Raw genomic sequence first — 15,439 nt, forward strand, 5'->3', positions numbered from 1 at the left:
GGAGGGCACGCGGTGAGGTAGCTCAGGAACAGCACGTCCCCGCCTCCCCTGGACCAGGGGACCTCAACCCGCCGGCGCATCCCTCGAGGGGCAGTACGACGTTTCGGCGACTCGAGCCATGTCCGGCTCTCCGCTACGCCGTGACAAGGGCGAGAGTGAAGCCGTCGTAGCCCTTGGCACCGACCGTCTGGATGGTGGTGGCGGTCAGCCTGGGGTGCTCGGCGATGAGTTCGGTGAACCGGCGAACGCCCTGGACGCGCGGGTCGGTGCTGGCCGGGTCGGTGACGGCACCGTCGCGGACGACGTTGTCGCCGACGATGACACTGCCGGGCTGGGTGAGTTTCAGTGCCCAGTCCAGGTAGTCGGGGTTGGATGGTTTGTCGGCGTCGATGAAGACCAGGTCGAACGGCCCCGCGAGCGACGGCAGGGTGTCCAGGGCCTTGCCGACGCGGAGGCCGACGACGTGGTCGAGTCCGGCACGCGCCACGTTGGCGGCGGCGACCGCGGCGTGGTGCTCGTCAGCCTCCAGGGTGACCAGGCGCCCGCCCTCCGGAAGTGCCCTGGCGAGCCAGATGGTGCTGTAGCCACCCAGGGTGCCGATCTCCAGGATCGAACGGGCACCCTGGATCCGGGCGAGCAGGTGCAGCAGCTTGCCCTGGTTGGGGGCGACCTGGTGCGGCGGCAACCCAGCTGCCTCGCTGCCCTCGCCGGCCGCGAGCAGAGCGGAGTCCTGCTCGATCTGCAGGCCGTTGAAGTAGTCGTCGACGGCTGTCCAGGTCTGCAACATGGTGAGGTCCCTTTCCAAACTGGAAGCTCTCTCAGGAGAGCGCGGCGATGCGCGTGATGGCTTCGGTGAGCGTCTCTGCCGAGCAGCCGAAGTTCAGCCTGGCGTGGCCGATCCCGGTGGGGCCGTAGCGGTGTCCGGCGTTCAGGGCGACCTTGGCGGCGGAGAGGATGTGGTCGGTGGGGTCGTCGCCCCAGCCCAGGGCGCGGAAGTCGATCCAGGCCAGAAAGCCTGCCTGCGGTTGTCTGTAGCGGGCGTCGGGGAGCAGCTTCGCCAGCAGTTCCTCCAGCAGTTTCCTGTTGTGGTCGAGCGCGGAAAGGACCTCGGCGAGCCATGGGTCACCGAGGTTGAACGCGGCTACCGTGGCGATCACTCCGAGGTGTCCGGTGCGGTAGAGCGAATGCGGCGACAGGCGGTCGACGTACCGTTTGGGCGCCGGGTCGGCGGTGATGACGGTGGCCGCTTTGAGTCCGGCCAGGTTCCAGCCCTTGCTGGCCGACAGGAACGAGAATCCCCAACGCCTCGCCTCGTCAGACACCGACAGGAACGGGACGAACTCGGCCCCGGGGAGGACGAGCGGGGCGTGGATCTCATCGGAGAGCACGTACACGCCGTACTTGTCGGCCAGTCCAGCGAGTGCGACCAGGTCCTCACGCCGGTGCACGAGGCCGACGGGATTGTGCGGATTGCACAGCACGTATGCCGTGACATGGTCAGCGAACGCGCGTTCCAGGGCCTCCAGGTCGAGCTGCCATCCCTGCGGTCCTTCGGCCAGCGGCGCCTCAACGACATGCGCTCCTACCTCGCGGATCCACCAGGAGAACGGCTCGTACACCGGCGGGCTGATCGCCACACGGTCGCCGGGGCTGACGACGCGACGCAAAATTTCGACGATGCCCATGCCGACATCGGTGACGGTCCGCACGTCATCGGGATCGATCTTCCAGTCCCATTCGCGCCGGGCATAGCGGCTGACCGCGTCGGCAAGGTCGCGGGTTGGTGCCGCGTAGCCGGTGTCGGACCGGTCGACCGCCTCGCGCAGAGCCTTGGCGACCGGTTCGGCCAGCGGGAAGTCCATCTCTGCGACCGGAAGGGGCAGGACGTCGTCGGGGAACGTTCGCCACTTCGCGCTCTGGCGCTTCCTCAGTTCGGCAACAGGAGGAATGGGGAGGGCGCCGGTCATCGAGGCCGCCGGGGTGATCCAAAAACCTGGTCTCGTGTCACCCCTCGATGATCGGGGCCGCAGAAGTCGTCCCGCTTCCGAGATAAAGCCAGACAATGTCGTAAATCCGCCAAGCGTCGGCGCCCTCGATGCTCCCAGTCGAACGAGATGACGGCCGTCGCGCTGGGGTCAATGAGGGCCGGCAGGCCATCGGCTGTGCCGTGCACGATCGCATGGGGCGTGTTCGTGGGATGAGCGCGGCGGTCATGGCGTGCTCGGTGCCGTCAGCGTCGCGCAGGACGAACCCGCCGCCGATCAGAAACTGGGCGGCGGGATGGGCGTGCAGGTCGGCGGCGCCGATCTGGCCGCCGTAGTCAGGGGTGCCAGTAAGAAACGTGTCGCGAGCCCCAAAAGGCGTTGATCTCGTCGTCCAGGAGCAGGTCCAGCAGGACCTTGGCGACGTCTGCCGCCGAGGCGGACCTGGGGCAGCGTCCTGGGCACCTTGACGGTGTCGACCCGCTCCATCGGGTCAGCGTTCAGGAGGTCATGGCGGACCGCCCATTGGGTGAAGGAGACGACGGCGGCGCGCTTGCTCCGCCGCTGGCATCGCCTGTCTGATGCCCGAAGCCTCCGTCGGCGTTTCTGCGCGCGCTCCAGGTAGCCACCGGCCCGGTGCAGAGCCTCGTCGATGCATTTGCCCAGCGGGTCTTCGGCCGCGGTCCGCAAGAAGGTCAGGGCTGCGGTGGTGCGGTGCAGGGTGTGGAAGCGTACCGGCTCACCCGCTTGACCCGGGTGAGGGCGTCGTCGCGACCGCACACGAACCGGATGTGGTCGCCGGCCGGGTGGGCTATGCGGGATCGGGACGCTGAGGTCATCCGGACGATGCGGCGCAACGCTTACGCACCCTGGATTTCTCCTGGCCCTGGGCTTCACCGGGAGAAACCCAGGGAGCGGTCATACGGCGGGGGTGGGAGGGGGATCGACTGGCAGGTCCGCTATCTCGGCGTTGTCTGCCGGTCGATCGGCGCCTCGGCGCGGGGCAGGACGCGCTGGACGACCTTTCGGGATCCGGTGACCTGCACGCCTTGTCCTTCTGCGTCGGCAAGGGAGAGGTTGCCGCTGAAGAGGGCCAGGATGCGCGGTGGCGGGCCGCTGATGGTCGCATCGGCGTCCGGGTCGGCGCCCAGGCGAAGTGAGACCTGGCCGGCGCCGACGTCGATCACCACGGTCTGATCCTCGGCGCAGACCTGGATCGAAGAGGGGGCCTGGTCGGGTTCGTGGTCTGCGAGAAACATCCGGACGGGCAGGCGCAGCCATTGGCCACGGAAGGCGTCGTCGGGCTGATAGTCGACCATCAGTGGCACGCCCCAGCGGCCGAGCTCGAAGAGCACCGCTCCCAGAGCGGCGCCGCGATCGGTGAGCCGGAACAACGTGGTGGCGACCGGGGGCGGGGCGTCCTCGCGGTCCACGAGGCCGGCGGCCTCCATCTCGCGCAGCCGGTCGGCGAGCAGGTTGGTGGCGATTCCCGGCAGGCCGGAACGCACGTCGGTGTAGCGGGAAGGCCCGCGGGCCAGGAGCTCGCGCACGATCAGCAGCGTCCAGCGATCGCCGACGACATCGAGGGCCTTGGCCACGGAGCAGTACTGACCGTAGGAGCGCATGCGGCCAGCTTACCATTTAGCTTTAGATAATCAGGTAGTAGCTTGATTTTCTTGTCTACCTGCTTTAGAAATGCGTCATGGCTGACATCGGTGCTCAGGCATCCGCCACCGCCACGCTGGCACCGGCGAAGCTGTCCACCGGGATCGGCGCGCAAACCATGTTTCGCCAGATCGGTTCGACCCTGGGTGTCGCCGCATTCGTCGCTGTCCTCGGCACCCCGACCAGGTCAACCGTGATCGGCGTATACGCCGACACCCGCTGGCTCATGCTCGCCTCGGTGGCTCTCGCCGCCCTCGCCCTCGCCCCCATCCGCCGACGACCCGGCTCCCCACTCCCACCGGGCACCACCGCCGCGCCGAACACAGTGCGATCTTTGGACGGAGAACAGAGATGAACATGGAGATCAGAGCGCTCGCCCAGGTCGCGACCTGGCCAGACGCCGATCGGCGCACCAAAATCGTGCTGGCGAGCCAGTTCATGACCGCCGGGCTCGACCAGGAGGGGTTTGGCTTCTTCTCGGCCCTGTCGGACCAGGCACAGGACGACGCACTCCTGCTGGCCATCGCCGGCGCCTTCCAATCCCGCCTGGAAGGCCAGGCGGAGGCGGCCATCGCCAAGCTCGACGCCGCCACGTCACTGGACCTGGGCCTGCCCCACTACTACCGCGGGATCTCACTGGCCGGCCTGGCCGAGTGCGCAGGCCGCGCGGAGACAGTGGTCGCGGACCTGGAGTTCGTCCTCATGGTCAAGGACCAGTTTCCACCGGGCTTCATGCGGCCGGTCCACGCGGCGCTGTCGCGAGCGTACGTCCAACTCGGCCGCGCTGATGCGGCTGCGCAAGCGCGCAGCCGAGCCGGCCACCTGATCACCGACTACTGGGCGAATCCCCGCGACGGATTCCGCTTCGCACCCCGGCGCCTGGTCGAACGCGCGCCGGGCGTATTCGTAGCGCAGGGCTACGACTTCGCCGACGTCAGCTTTGTCGTCACGGACCAGGGGGTGGTCGCCATCGACGCCGCGAGTACACCTGAGCACGCGGCCGCGGCCCTTCGCGAACTTCGCACCATCACCGAACTGCCTGTCACCCACGTGATACTCACACACGCCCACTGGGACCACGTCGGAGGACTCGAGGCCCTTACAGCAGACGGCGCCACGGTGATCGCGCAGGCGAACTTCCCGCACGAACTCGCGCATCAGAACTCCGGCCCGCCGCCGATCGGATACTACCTTCCGGGCGGGCACAGCCATCGCGTCGCCCATGTCAAACCCGACCAGCTGGTGGACGAACGGCAGCAGCTGACGATCGGTGGCGTGGACTTCTCCCTCATCCCGATCCCAGGAGGAGAGACCGACGACGGGCTGGTCATCCATGTCCCGAGCCTGGACGTCGTCTTCACCGGCGACATGAGCATGCCTTACCTGGGCTCGCCGACCCTCGCGGAAGGCTCCGCTCAAGGCCTGTTCGAAGCGATGCAGATCGTCATAGACCTACGACCACGGCTGCTCATCCACGGACACCCCTCGCTGACCGAAAATTTCACGATCGAGGCCTTCCCCGGGCTGTTGGCGGCCTTACGCGACCTGGAACAGGTCATCACGGCCGAAATCGCGAACGGGCTGACACTCGTCGAAATCCTGCGGCTCAACCACCTACCCGACGTCCTGAAACACCAGCCTGCCGCGGTCATGCCCTATCTCGTCACCCGTGACAGCCTCATTCAACGCGTGTATCGCCAGCGGACCGGTTACTGGCACCACCGGGGCGAGGGCATCGAGCGCTTCTCATCCGATGAACTCGCCGCCGCGCTGGACCTGCTGGGCGGCAAGAGCGCCACCGCCTTCAGCGCCACAGCTCTCGAACTGGACCGACGTGGCCAGCAGGCACTTGCGCTCCACGTCGTCGATCTGGGACTGCTCGCCCATCCCGACGCTCCCGAACTCGTCAGCCGGCGAAAGAGCCTGCTGGACTCGCTTGTCGCACAGAACCAGGTGCTCAACCCCTTCAAGTTCATGCACTACGCCGCACTCGCCAACCTCGAACTGGCACCAGCCGACTGAACCCTTTCAAGCTGACGCATGGAGTTCGCACCGCGGCCGGTGATCCGCCGCCGGGTTGACTGCGGTCATGTCCCTTGATCTGGTACGCCCGCACGACAGTCTCGGTGCAGGCGTACCGGCAGTGTCGACGGCCTTGACGCGCAGCGAGGCGAACTCCCGCGCACCCCTGCCGGACGCAGGGGTGCGCGGACCAGCCGCCCATGGCCGACCGGTGCACCAGCGTGGGCAGCCAGGTGCGGCCGTCGTCGTAGGAGATCTCCAGGGTGAGCGTGCTCGGCTTCACTCCGACCGGAACCGCCACTCCGCGCTGACCAGAGTGGACAGCCTGGTGGCCGAGAAGACGTTGTTCCAGCGCGCGGCGGGCGTGGCGGTCGCGCTCGTGGGACTGCCGGCCATTCGCCTACCACAGCACGGGATGTCTATCCAGCATGGTGCCCGCGGGATTCCGTCAGCGGCTCTGCGGAGCGGTGCACGTGATCGGGCCTGTGACGCCTTCGGCCAGTTGCTCGGTGTACGCACTGATCTTGTGGGCGACCATGCCGAGCGACTCGTTGAGCTGCTCGATCTGCGCGACGACCTGGTCCCGGTGTTGCCTCAGGAGGTTCAGCAGGTGCTCTTCGTTGCCCGCGCCCCGCCTTACGAGGTCGGCGTACTGGCGGATGGCGGGTAGCGGCATGCCGGAGGCGCGCAGGTTGACGCAGAGGTGGAGCCACTCCACGTCCCTGTCGCTGTAGACGCGCCGGCCGCCCGGGCCCCGCCGTACGGGGGCGGCCAGGATGCCCTCGCGCTCGTAGAAGCGCAACGCGTGGACGCTCAGGCCAGTGCGTTCGGCTACCTGCCCAATGCTCAGGCCCGGGTTCGTTTCCGACATGAGGTCAAGGTTAGGGCTTGATCTAGAGTCGGCTCTAGGGCGGCTTGCTCGTGGTTCGGATCACGAGGGGTTGTGGGTTGGTCTGCGCGGCGCGGTCTGGCCCTGGTAAGCAGGCGAACGAGTTGTTGGCGCTCATGGTGTGAGTCCTTCGGCTGTGCGACTATCGACGATACGAGAAATAATCGATTACTCGTCTGATCGTCTATGATGAGCGACATGGTTCGCACCTCGTCGAGGAAGCAGATGCTCTCCGAGCAGGTCTACGCCCACCTGCGGGACGCGATCATGCGTCGGGACTTCGCCCCCGGCGAGGCACTCAAGCCGCAGGACCTCGCCAAGAAGCAGGACGTGAGTCTGGCCGTGGTGCGCGAGGCGCTCGTGCGGCTGGTCGGCGAGGGCATGGCCGACCGGCTGCCCAACCGCGGGTTCGTCGTCCCCTCGTATTCCGACCGCCGCTGGCAGGAGATCGGGGAGGCCCGCCTACCATCGAACCGGTTGTGCTGCGCATGTCCATCGAGCGTGGCGACCTCGACTGGGAGGCCTGCGTGCGAGCTGCCCACCACCGGCTGGCCCGCACCCCGCCGTTCGGGCCGGAGGGGGAGTACCTCAGCGACGCCTGGTCCGAAGCTCACCGGCTCTTTCACCGCACGCTGCTGGAGGGCTGCTGCAACCCCGTCCTGCTGGAGACGTTCGACCGGTTGTGGACCGCGAGCGAGCTGGCTCGCCGTTGGTCGACGCACCGCAATCCCAGCCGGGACGGCATTTCCGAGCATCGTCGATTGGAGGAGGCGGCACTGGCCCGCGACGCCGATGCCGCGGCCGACGCGCTGGCCCAGCATCTGACCCTGACCGCGGCAGGGCTGACCAGAAGCATTCACCGCCAGGCCCCCCGGAAGGAAGCCTGATACCAGTGTTCGACTCGCCCGATTTCGATCTCGCCCCGTACGCGGAGTTGGACACGTCGGGGCTGGTGCGGCGCACTTTCTGTAGTTGGGACGACGCGGGCTGGCGGTCGCTGCTCGTGCAGTGCTTCGACCACGCTCCCGAGGCCGACCACGTTCAACTGCCCGGTGTGTCCGACCTGCATCTGGTGCTCTACGTGGCCGGGGATGTGGCCATGCGGACGCGCTCCGACGGGAAACCGGTGCGCGGACGCCGAGTTCCGGGCGCTCTGGAACTCATGGTCCCCGGCCGGGAGACCGTGCGCGACTATCGGACGGCGTCGGCGATGCGCACCATCCAAATCCACATCCCCTCGGCGACCGTGGCTCGTGCAGCGGCCCGGCTCGGCGGTTCAGCACCGGACTTCGAAACGCTGTCGGCAGAGGTGGCGGCCGCAGGCGATTCCGTGGTCGAACATCTCGTCCGGGCACTACCCGCGGCCGGTGGCGCGGACGACGTCTACGCGGAGTCCGCCGCGGAGTTCCTCACGACCCATCTGTTGACCAAGGGCCGACACGAGCGCCTGCCGGGCCCCGAACACGCGGCCGTCCGCATCGGCATCGCCGTGATGCACGACCGGCTGGCCGAGCCGTTGACACTGGCCGACATCGCCGCCGAAGCCCACCTCAGCGTGTACCACTTCGTCCGCGTCTTCCGTGCGGCGACCGGCGAGACGCCCTACCGGTACCTCACCAGGCTCCGGATCGAACGGGCACGCGGACTACTGACCGACAGCGACCTCACGATCGGGCAAATCGCCGAGCGCTGCGGTTTCGCCAGTCCTGGCGCGCTGTCGACGGCCTTCCTGGGGCATGTCGGCGTCCGTCCGTCCGTGTACCGCAAGATCTGATCGAACCTCGCCAATCCGGCGCATGTTCCCGCACCGCACGGGTCGCCTAGTTTTCGGAGTGACGTCTTCCGAAATGACCGCCGAGCCCCCATCGGGCAGTTCCGAGGGGCGCGGCGAGGAACGAAAGAACTCACGACATGTTGAGCTACGACGCGACCGCGATCTCGACCGCACCTCCAGCCGTCGTGTGGCGCCTGCTCGTCGATGCACGCACCTGGCCCATCTGGTCGGCCGTGGACAGCCTGGTCGTCGAACGGTCCAGCGGCCTCGATCCCGACGGCCACGACCCCGTTGGCGCGGTCCGCGCGTTCCGTACCGGGCGGACGGTGACCGGCGAACGGCTGACCGGACTCGTCGAGGAGAAGCAGCTGACCTACGAGGACGCGTTCAACCCGACCATCCGCAACTACCGGGCGGTCATCGACCTCACACCCACATCCGACGGCGGCACGGCAATCCACTGGCACGGCACCTACAACGCCCGCTGGGGGCTGGGTTGGCTGATGAAGCGCGTCATGCAACGCGTCATGCAGCAGATGGCCGACGGCCTCGCCGCCCACGCGGCGACGCTGCCGCACGAGCCACCCACCTGACCGACACCAAGATCGACGAGCAGCCAACGAGGCCGAGCCAACCACGCCAGCCCACGAGCCTCTGCGAGGGGCCTCGGGGCTTGATCAGCTCGGTCTTGTAGAGGCCGATCTGCGATTCCATCAGGGCGTTGTCGAGCGCGTCGCCCTTCGGGATGAGACAGGATCTTTCAGGGCCAGACGGGCGTGATGCGCTGGCCTGAATCGCCCGTGCAGTACCGAAACGGGTTGAAGCGTGCACCGATCCGGTGATCAAACTGCGGAACAAACACTGCTATATGCCCAAGTTTGGGGCCAAAACGCCCACTAAGCGGGTGTCTTCGATCCCGAATGCAAGATCGTGATCTGGCTGAGCTACGGTCGGTTGATCATGACCAATCTGCTCGGAATCAACCATCTGACACTGTCCACGACCGAACTCGACCGGCTCGTGGCGTACTACACGGAGTTGCTCGGAGCAACGCTCGCGTTCGAGCGCGCTGCTACCTCTGCTGATCCTCGGATCGCAGTCCTCGATGTCGGCGGGGCCGACCATCTGATGATCGTCGAAACCGCCACCGTCCCCGCCCTCGGTCTCGATCCTCTGAACCGGGCGGGTTGGGGACTGCGCGTGGGCACCTACGCACAACTGTGTGAGCTTCGCGAACGGATTCTGGATGCCGGGCGGCCGGTCGGAGAGATCGAGACACTGCCCACGCAATGGACGATGACGGCTCGCGATCCCGATGGACGCCCTGTGGATATCCGGGCCCATCGCCCTCGGTGATACTCCTCGGCAAACAAGGTCTTTCCGGCGGTGTTGCCTCCCTCGGGCCAGACGGTCGGTGGGGGCGACCAGGTGGCGCACGGCATCAGTCGCCGAAGGCCGACCGGTGGGCCGCCACGCAGGTGAGCGGGAGATCGTCCGGGACGGCGACACTGCCCGTGATCGTCGTACGCGGCACCAGCGGAATCGCGCGCACCCGGGTGGACCGGATCTCGGCCACCTGATCGGCGGGCAGCACCGTCCAGCTGCGCGGATCGGAGCCGATCTCGACGATCGTGTCCTGGACGGTCCCCGCGCGGCGGCCCGGCCGCACCTGCACCCCGGCCTCCCGCAGCGCAGTGACCACCGCCGGGTCGTGGTCCTGGGAAGTCCGAAAAGGACCGGCGGCCAGCTCGGCCACGCCGACGACCTCACCACCGGCGCCGGGATGCCGCGCGGACACCACCGCGAACAGGGACTCCGTCCACGCCGGCAACACCCGCATTCCGGGCGCCGAACGCACCCCCCGCGCCAGGGCCAGGTCGATGTCCCCCTGCCGCAAGGCGTTCAGGCGCGCGGTCGGCGGCAGGTCGACGAGCACGACGTCGAACGCCGGGGCCTGTTCCCGCAACGCGTCGATCCCCCGTTCCAAGCGGGCGGTGAATTGCCCGGTGCCCATCCCGATGCGCATGACCCCCGCCTGTTCACGCGCAACGACCCGGACCCGGTCGGCGGCCGTGAGTGCCGCCCGCGCCGCGTCGAGCACCCGGTGCCCGGCCGCGGTGAGCCGGACCCGCCGCGGTGAGCGGTCGAACAGCCGGACGCCCAGCTCGCGCTCCAGCCGCGCGATCTGCCTGCTGACCGCCGGCTGCGCGATGTGCAGCCGGTCGGCGGCCCGGCCGAAGTGCAGCTCGTCGGCGACCGTGACGAAGTACCGCAACGCCCGTAGTTCCACCGGCCCTCCCCTGCGACGATGCCGTCAGGTTATCGCTGCGCGTCAGCCCTGGTCCTGGTTCGCCCGTGGGCCGTCGTGCTGGAGTCGAGGCATGAGCATCGATCTCGGCCTGCTCGGTGCGCATCTGCGCGAGCACGAAGTGAACCAGGAAGCCGCGGCGGAAGTCGAGCGCGCCGGCTACGGCACGCTCTGGCTGGACGCCTCGCCCCCGGCCGACCTCACCCTCGCGGAGCAGCTGCTCGACGCGACCACCCGGCTGATCGTCGGAACGAGCGTGGTGAACGTCTGGACCGCCGACGCGCAAACCGTCGCCGCCTCTTATCACCGTATCGAGGACAAGCACCCCGGCCGGTTCCTGCTCGGCGTCGGGATCGGGCACCGCGAAGTCCACACCGACTACGCCTCGCCGTACCACACACTGGTGTCCTATTTGGACCAGCTCGCCCGTGCGGACGTTCCGGCCGACCGCACGGTGGTGGCCGCACTCGGGCCGAAGATGCTGCGCCTGGCCGGTGACCGCACCGCCGGGGCCATTCCGTGCATGGTGCCGCCCGAGCACACCCGGCGGGCGCGCTCTATCCTCGGGGAGGGCAAACTGCTGCTGCCCGGGCACTTCGCCCTCGCCGAGCCCGACACCGGGCGGGCCCGCGTGGTCGCCCGGTCCGCGCCGCCCGGAACCGCGCTGAACGTCACCAACTACGCGAACAACCTCCGCCGGCTCGGCTTCACCGAAGACGATCTTTCCCACGCCGGTAGCGACCGCCTCATCGACGGGCTCGTCGCCTACGGCGACCCGGCCACCGTCGCGACGCGGCTGCTGGCCCACCGGGACGCCGGTGCGGACCACGTCGGCGTCTACCCCCTCGGCGACGACCCGATCGCGACGCTCCGCACGGTCGCCGAAGCGGTGCATGCCGTCGAGGCCGGGTGATGTGCCGGAGGATCAGGGCGACGCATTCGGCCGCGGTCGCGACGGCGGTGTCGACCACCAAGGTGGCTGCGATCCCGGGGTTGAGGAACCGGGGAACAGTCGTTATCGATGAGAACGATCTTGCTCGACTGTGACGTCCGTCTTCCGCGTGTGGTCGCCCTACCTGCAAGCTTCTGGTCCGTGGATGATGCGGTGGATGGTGGAGCGTCCGACGCTGTACTCGAGGGCCAGGTCGGCCAGGGACACCTCTCCTTCGGCGTAGCGGCGGCGGATGGAACGCCGCGCCGGTTCGGGCAGCTTGGGCTGCTTGCCTTTGAGCTTGCCGTTCCTCTGGCCTGGGCCATGCCCTCGCGGGCGCTGGTGCCCGATATTCGCTTCGAATTCGGCGACCATGGCGAGGGTCTGCAGGAAGAGCCGGCCGAACGGGTCGTTCCAGTCGTAGACGGAGGCGCCCAGGCCGAACAGCACGCCCCGGCCGGACAGGTCGGTCAGGATGTCGTTGGCTTCAGCCATGTTGCGGGCGAAGCGGTCGAACTTCGTCACTGTGAACACGGTGCCGTCCCAGACGGCGGCCAGGGCCTGGTCGAGGCCTGCGCGGTTACGGCGGGTGGTCCCGGAGAAGCCGCGGCCGATGTAGATGCGGTCGGCGGGCACGCCGAGGGCCAGGAACTGCTCGGTCTGGATCACGACGTACTGTTCGTCGGTGCTGCAACGCGCGTACCCGACTCGGGCCCCGTTCACGCTCTGAAGCGTTCCGGATAGGGCCCCTTCATCGGAACAGTACGCGGAACACCTATACGGCCCTCCGCTCCCGAACATGTCCCCAGCCGCCAGGTAGCGGAATGAGGATCAAGCTTGCGGTTCGTGATCGTTTCGGTGCGGTGAATGTGGCTGATTGGGCGGGCCGTCTCATCGTGTTCGTGCACGTTCGTCGCCGAGCTTGCCCAGGAGAAACCCAGGCGAAAGAAGGGGGTCAGCCCACAAAAGCCCAAACCCACATTGAGATGGTCTTGAAGGGTTGGGCGGGTGGGTTTGATGAAGCTGTGATCTTCTTCGTCTGTTGTGTGCGTGTTCGTCTCGCTACGGTGTGTCTCGTTTGTTGAGCGGGCCGGTCGGGAGGCGTGTGCGGTGGAGCGGACCGCCTATCGGGTGCTCCCGCGGTTGATGATGACGCGTGAGTTGTACATGTTCTTCTCTCCTTCACAGGAGGAGATGGCGTGGGCGCGGGAGAAGACCGACACCGATGAACACCTGTTGGCGTTGACGCTCGCGCTCAAGTGCTTTCAGCGGCTGGGCCGCTTCGCCAAGGCTCGCGAGGTGCCAGTCGTGGTGGTGGAGCACGTGCGGCCTCCGGAGCTGACGGATCGCGGGATCGCGGCCCTGGTCGACCCGGCCGGCTGGCGGCAATGGACCTGCCCGACCCGGCGTGAGTCGCCGGCCGGAATCGTCAGAAACGGTAGTGCGCGACCGTGGTGCCCAGCCTGGAGAAGGTCGTGCTGAGCGCCGACAGTCGGGTCCACAGGCGCAGGGCCGTCGGGAACTGGTCGACCTCGGGCTCCCGGGTGAGCAGGATGTGCCGGATCAGGGTCAGCCGCGGGTTCCACCGTACGGGGTCGAGGCGGTCGAAGCCGGGGGACTTGAAGAGGGGGACTAGGAACCGGCTGCCGGAGTAGTGTTTCGCGGCCCAGACGGTGAATCGTGTGTAGACGTTGAACGCTATCTCCCCGCTGGGAAAGTGGCTGGTGAGACGGTCCAGCAGGGTGATCATCTCTTCCTGGGAGAGGAAGGGCAGCACGCCGTCGGCGACCACCACGGCGGGGCGGTCGGCGGGTAGGGCCTCCAGCCAATCGGGCTCGGTCAGGTCCGCGCCGATGGCGTGCACGTGCGGCCGCTCGGGGATGACCCGGTGCCGGGCATCCACGACTTCGGGGAAGTCGACGTCGTACCAGTCCGCTGTGGATGGAGGGTCGATGCGCAAGGCCCGGGTGTCCAGGCCGGCTCCCAGGTCGATACCGATCGCGTTGGGATGGCGCGCGATGAACTGCTGCGCGATCTCGTCCAGTTTCTTGGCGCGCTGGGCGACGTCGATGGCCGAAGCCGCGCTCCAGCGGAGTTTGCGGTGGTCGTAGCCGGTCTTGTGGATGATCTCGTAGGCCATGCGGTCGCCGAGTATGGGGCGCGGCAGGCGGCTGTCGAGCGCCCGGCCGCACAGCGTCACCCACAGGGTTTCCTGCAGCGGGCTTCTCAAGGTGGGAAGGGTGATTCCCATGATGGCCTCCAGGTTCAGGGTGTGGGTATGTCGCGACGTCTGAAGCCGGCCAGGCCGACCGCGACGAAGGCTGCCGCGGCGACGGTCATGATGATCAGAGGCGCGGCCGCCATGTCCCCGCCGGGAAGTTTCGGTACGTGCTCGAAGACCGACAGGTCGATGACCCATTGGTCGAGCTGCAGTTCCCCGCCGACCCAGCCGAACAGCATGCTCACCATGGCCACGGCGAACGTGCCGGCGACCAGCCGGGGCAGCAGCCCGAACAGCGCGAACGCGATCCCGGTGAACACCCACACCACCGGGAGCTGCACGAGTGCGGCGGTCAGGAGACGGGGCAGCTCACGGGCGACGTCGCCGGTGTTGAGCCCGTGCGCCAGGCCGGCGGCCGCCCCGAAGGCCACCACCCCGAGCGCAGGACCGAGCAGCGCGAAGGCGAAGTGGCTGCCCGCCCAGCGCAGCCGGTTGACCGGCGTGGCCAGCAGGGGCTCGGCCCGGCCGTCGCGCTCTTCGTTCCTGACCAACAGCGCGGACTGGATCGCGAAGCAGGCGCTGACCAGGCCGAGCATGGTCATCATGGGCACGAGGAACTGGTCGACGAGCGTGCCCGGACCGCCGAGCCGGGCGAGCACCTCTCGCGCCGCGGCACCGCTGTTGTCCATCAGCGCGCCGAGGCTCGCCGACATCGCGCCGATCATCAACCCGACCAGCGTGAGCCCCACGACCCTGCTGATCAGCGGGCCGCGGTGCAGCCGCCAGGCCAGCGCCAGCGGGCTGCGCAGGCGCGGTCCCGCGGCGGCCGGCCCCAGCCGGGCCTGGAACATGCCGCTGCCGAGGTCGCGCCGCGCCGACAGCACCGCGGCCAGCGCACTGAGCGCGATGACGACGATGGCTGCGGGCGCGAGAACCCACCAACGTTCGCCGCTGTAGGGCCGCAGCGCCTCCGCCCAGGCGAGCGGCGTCAGCCACGACACCCAGGCCGGCCCGTCACCGGTCTGTCCCGCGATGTCCCCGATGCCGCGCAGGATGAGCGCGGCGCCGAGCACGGTGATCCCGATGGCGCGTGCGCCGCCCGCGCCCGTCGTGAGCTGCGCGGTCACGGCGCCGATCGCGGCGAACACGCAGCCAGCCGTCGCGAACCCGAGCCCGAGCGCCAGGGAACCCGCCACCGGCAGGTCCTGGCCGATCAACGCCAACGCCGACGCCACGCCCAGGACGAGGCTGGCCACACAGGTGACGATCAGGGCGGCGGCCAGGTTCGCGTGCCGCGCCACCGCGGTCGCCCCGACCAACTCGCGCCGCCCGGCCTCTTCTTCCGTACGCGTGTGCCGGACGACCGTGAGCAGGGCGAGCAGCCCGACCATGAACGTGACGAACCCCGACCGCCAGGCCACAAGCTCGCCGAGGCTGGAGCCGTTCAGCACGCCGTAGGCGACGGTGAAGGCCCTGGTGTGGACGCTGGTCTCGTAGTAGGCCTGACGAGCCTCGGCCGTAGGGTACGCCCCGGTGAACGCGCCGACGAACACCACGGGGGCCAGGCAGATGAAGACCACCCAAAGGGGCAGCAGCCACCGGTCACGCCGCAACACCAGGCGGACGAGCTTTCCGGTGCCGGTCAAG

General features: G+C 68.3%; 16 protein-coding genes and 1 pseudogene. 9 read left to right on the forward strand and 8 right to left on the reverse strand.

Annotation, left to right across the window (positions count from 1 at the left end):
* Positions 1-133: 133 nt before the first annotated feature.
* The 3 genes from AB0H84_RS43620 to AB0H84_RS43630 all read right to left on the reverse strand — a co-directional run bounded on the left by AB0H84_RS43620 (position 134) and on the right by AB0H84_RS43630 (position 3,580).
* Positions 134-787: an O-methyltransferase gene (locus AB0H84_RS43620; protein WP_357618112.1), complete on the reverse strand. Its 654-nt coding sequence runs from the start codon at positions 785-787 to the stop codon at positions 134-136.
* Between the two features lie 31 nt (positions 788-818).
* A complete protein-coding gene (locus tag AB0H84_RS43625) occupies positions 819-1,967 on the reverse strand; it encodes an aminotransferase class I/II-fold pyridoxal phosphate-dependent enzyme (protein WP_357618115.1) in 1,149 nt (382 codons plus the stop codon).
* Positions 1,968-2,941: 974 nt separating this feature from the next.
* On the reverse strand, positions 2,942-3,580 hold the full coding sequence (locus tag AB0H84_RS43630; RefSeq protein WP_357618118.1) for a helix-turn-helix domain-containing protein: 639 nt from the start codon (positions 3,578-3,580) through the stop codon (positions 2,942-2,944).
* 104 nt (positions 3,581-3,684) lie between these two features.
* Between AB0H84_RS43630 and AB0H84_RS43635 the strand changes: the two genes are divergently transcribed.
* Both AB0H84_RS43635 and AB0H84_RS43640 read left to right on the forward strand, forming a co-directional pair.
* A complete protein-coding gene (locus AB0H84_RS43635) occupies positions 3,685-4,002 on the forward strand; it encodes a hypothetical protein (RefSeq protein WP_357618120.1) in 318 nt (105 codons plus the stop codon).
* Positions 3,999-5,669 (forward strand): MBL fold metallo-hydrolase, encoded by a 1,671-nt coding sequence (locus AB0H84_RS43640; protein WP_357618123.1) that lies wholly within the window; start codon positions 3,999-4,001, stop codon positions 5,667-5,669. Before AB0H84_RS43635 ends, AB0H84_RS43640 begins: the two co-directional genes overlap by 4 nt.
* Positions 5,670-6,117: 448 nt before the next feature.
* Here AB0H84_RS43640 and AB0H84_RS43645 read toward each other — a convergent pair whose 3' ends face one another.
* Positions 6,118-6,540: a MerR family transcriptional regulator gene (locus AB0H84_RS43645; protein WP_357618126.1), complete on the reverse strand. Its 423-nt coding sequence runs from the start codon at positions 6,538-6,540 to the stop codon at positions 6,118-6,120.
* Between the two features lie 243 nt (positions 6,541-6,783).
* Between AB0H84_RS43645 and AB0H84_RS43650 the strand changes: the two are divergent.
* The 5 genes and pseudogenes from AB0H84_RS43650 to AB0H84_RS43670 all read left to right on the forward strand — a co-directional run.
* Positions 6,784-6,963 (forward strand): annotated as a pseudogene (locus AB0H84_RS43650) (GntR family transcriptional regulator); the annotation flags it as partial.
* A gap of 62 nt (positions 6,964-7,025) precedes the next feature.
* On the forward strand, positions 7,026-7,445 hold the full coding sequence (locus AB0H84_RS43655; protein ID WP_357618304.1) for an FCD domain-containing protein: 420 nt from the start codon (positions 7,026-7,028) through the stop codon (positions 7,443-7,445).
* A 5-nt stretch (positions 7,446-7,450) separates the two neighbouring features.
* Positions 7,451-8,332, forward strand: coding sequence for a helix-turn-helix transcriptional regulator (locus tag AB0H84_RS43660; protein WP_357618129.1), 882 nt, complete (start codon positions 7,451-7,453; stop codon positions 8,330-8,332).
* A gap of 137 nt (positions 8,333-8,469) precedes the next feature.
* Complete coding sequence (locus AB0H84_RS43665; RefSeq protein ID WP_357618132.1) at positions 8,470-8,925, forward strand: SRPBCC family protein; 456 nt, start codon at positions 8,470-8,472, stop codon at positions 8,923-8,925.
* Positions 8,926-9,292: 367 nt separating this feature from the next.
* Complete coding sequence (locus AB0H84_RS43670) at positions 9,293-9,688, forward strand: VOC family protein (RefSeq protein ID WP_357618134.1); 396 nt, start codon at positions 9,293-9,295, stop codon at positions 9,686-9,688.
* A gap of 85 nt (positions 9,689-9,773) precedes the next feature.
* Here the strand turns inward: AB0H84_RS43670 and AB0H84_RS43675 are convergent, their stop codons facing one another.
* The gene (locus AB0H84_RS43675; RefSeq protein WP_357618137.1) at positions 9,774-10,622 is read right to left on the reverse strand and encodes a LysR family transcriptional regulator; all 849 of its coding nucleotides are present in this window, start codon (positions 10,620-10,622) and stop codon (positions 9,774-9,776) included.
* Between the two features lie 91 nt (positions 10,623-10,713).
* On the opposite strand from AB0H84_RS43675, the gene AB0H84_RS43680 reads away from it, so the two are divergent.
* Complete coding sequence (locus tag AB0H84_RS43680) at positions 10,714-11,553, forward strand: TIGR03620 family F420-dependent LLM class oxidoreductase (RefSeq protein ID WP_357618140.1); 840 nt, start codon at positions 10,714-10,716, stop codon at positions 11,551-11,553.
* 159 nt (positions 11,554-11,712) lie between these two features.
* Here AB0H84_RS43680 and AB0H84_RS43685 read toward each other — a convergent pair whose 3' ends face one another.
* Positions 11,713-12,294 carry a recombinase family protein gene (locus tag AB0H84_RS43685; RefSeq protein ID WP_357618143.1) on the reverse strand — a complete coding sequence of 194 codons (582 nt, stop codon included), beginning with the start codon at positions 12,292-12,294 and terminating at the stop codon, positions 11,713-11,715.
* 387 nt (positions 12,295-12,681) lie between these two features.
* Here AB0H84_RS43685 and AB0H84_RS43690 point away from each other — a divergent pair, with 387 nt between their 5' ends.
* Entirely contained in the window at positions 12,682-13,053 is a 372-nt protein-coding gene (locus tag AB0H84_RS43690) for a DUF4158 domain-containing protein (RefSeq protein ID WP_357618146.1), read from the forward strand.
* On the opposite strand, the gene AB0H84_RS43695 is transcribed toward AB0H84_RS43690, so the two are convergent.
* Positions 13,001-13,822, reverse strand: a complete 822-nt coding sequence (locus AB0H84_RS43695) for a class I SAM-dependent methyltransferase (RefSeq protein WP_357618149.1) — start codon at positions 13,820-13,822, stop codon at positions 13,001-13,003. The genes AB0H84_RS43690 and AB0H84_RS43695 overlap by 53 nt on opposite strands.
* 14 nt (positions 13,823-13,836) lie before the next feature.
* A complete protein-coding gene (locus AB0H84_RS43700) occupies positions 13,837-15,438 on the reverse strand; it encodes an ABC transporter permease (protein ID WP_357618152.1) in 1,602 nt (533 codons plus the stop codon).
* Position 15,439 lies beyond the last annotated feature (1 nt).

The organism is Nonomuraea sp. NPDC050786 (assembly GCF_040654115.1).
GTDB lineage: Bacteria > Actinomycetota > Actinomycetes > Streptosporangiales > Streptosporangiaceae > Nonomuraea.

Excerpts from the sequence above, each read along its gene's own strand:
- AB0H84_RS43640 (WP_357618123.1), top strand. The coding sequence starts at position 3,999 with ATGAACATGGAGATCAGAGCGCTCGCCCAGGTCGCGACCTGGCCAGAC.
- AB0H84_RS43635 (WP_357618120.1), top strand. The coding sequence starts at position 3,685 with ATGGCTGACATCGGTGCTCAGGCATCCGCCACCGCCACGCTGGCACCG.
- AB0H84_RS43670 (WP_357618134.1), top strand. The coding sequence starts at position 9,293 with ATGACCAATCTGCTCGGAATCAACCATCTGACACTGTCCACGACCGAA.
- AB0H84_RS43695 (WP_357618149.1), bottom strand. The coding sequence starts at position 13,822 with ATGGGAATCACCCTTCCCACCTTGAGAAGCCCGCTGCAGGAAACCCTG.
- AB0H84_RS43645 (WP_357618126.1), bottom strand. The coding sequence starts at position 6,540 with ATGTCGGAAACGAACCCGGGCCTGAGCATTGGGCAGGTAGCCGAACGC.
- AB0H84_RS43625 (WP_357618115.1), bottom strand. The coding sequence starts at position 1,967 with ATGACCGGCGCCCTCCCCATTCCTCCTGTTGCCGAACTGAGGAAGCGC.
- AB0H84_RS43680 (WP_357618140.1), top strand. The coding sequence starts at position 10,714 with ATGAGCATCGATCTCGGCCTGCTCGGTGCGCATCTGCGCGAGCACGAA.
- AB0H84_RS43620 (WP_357618112.1), bottom strand. The coding sequence starts at position 787 with ATGTTGCAGACCTGGACAGCCGTCGACGACTACTTCAACGGCCTGCAG.
- AB0H84_RS43665 (WP_357618132.1), top strand. The coding sequence starts at position 8,470 with ATGTTGAGCTACGACGCGACCGCGATCTCGACCGCACCTCCAGCCGTC.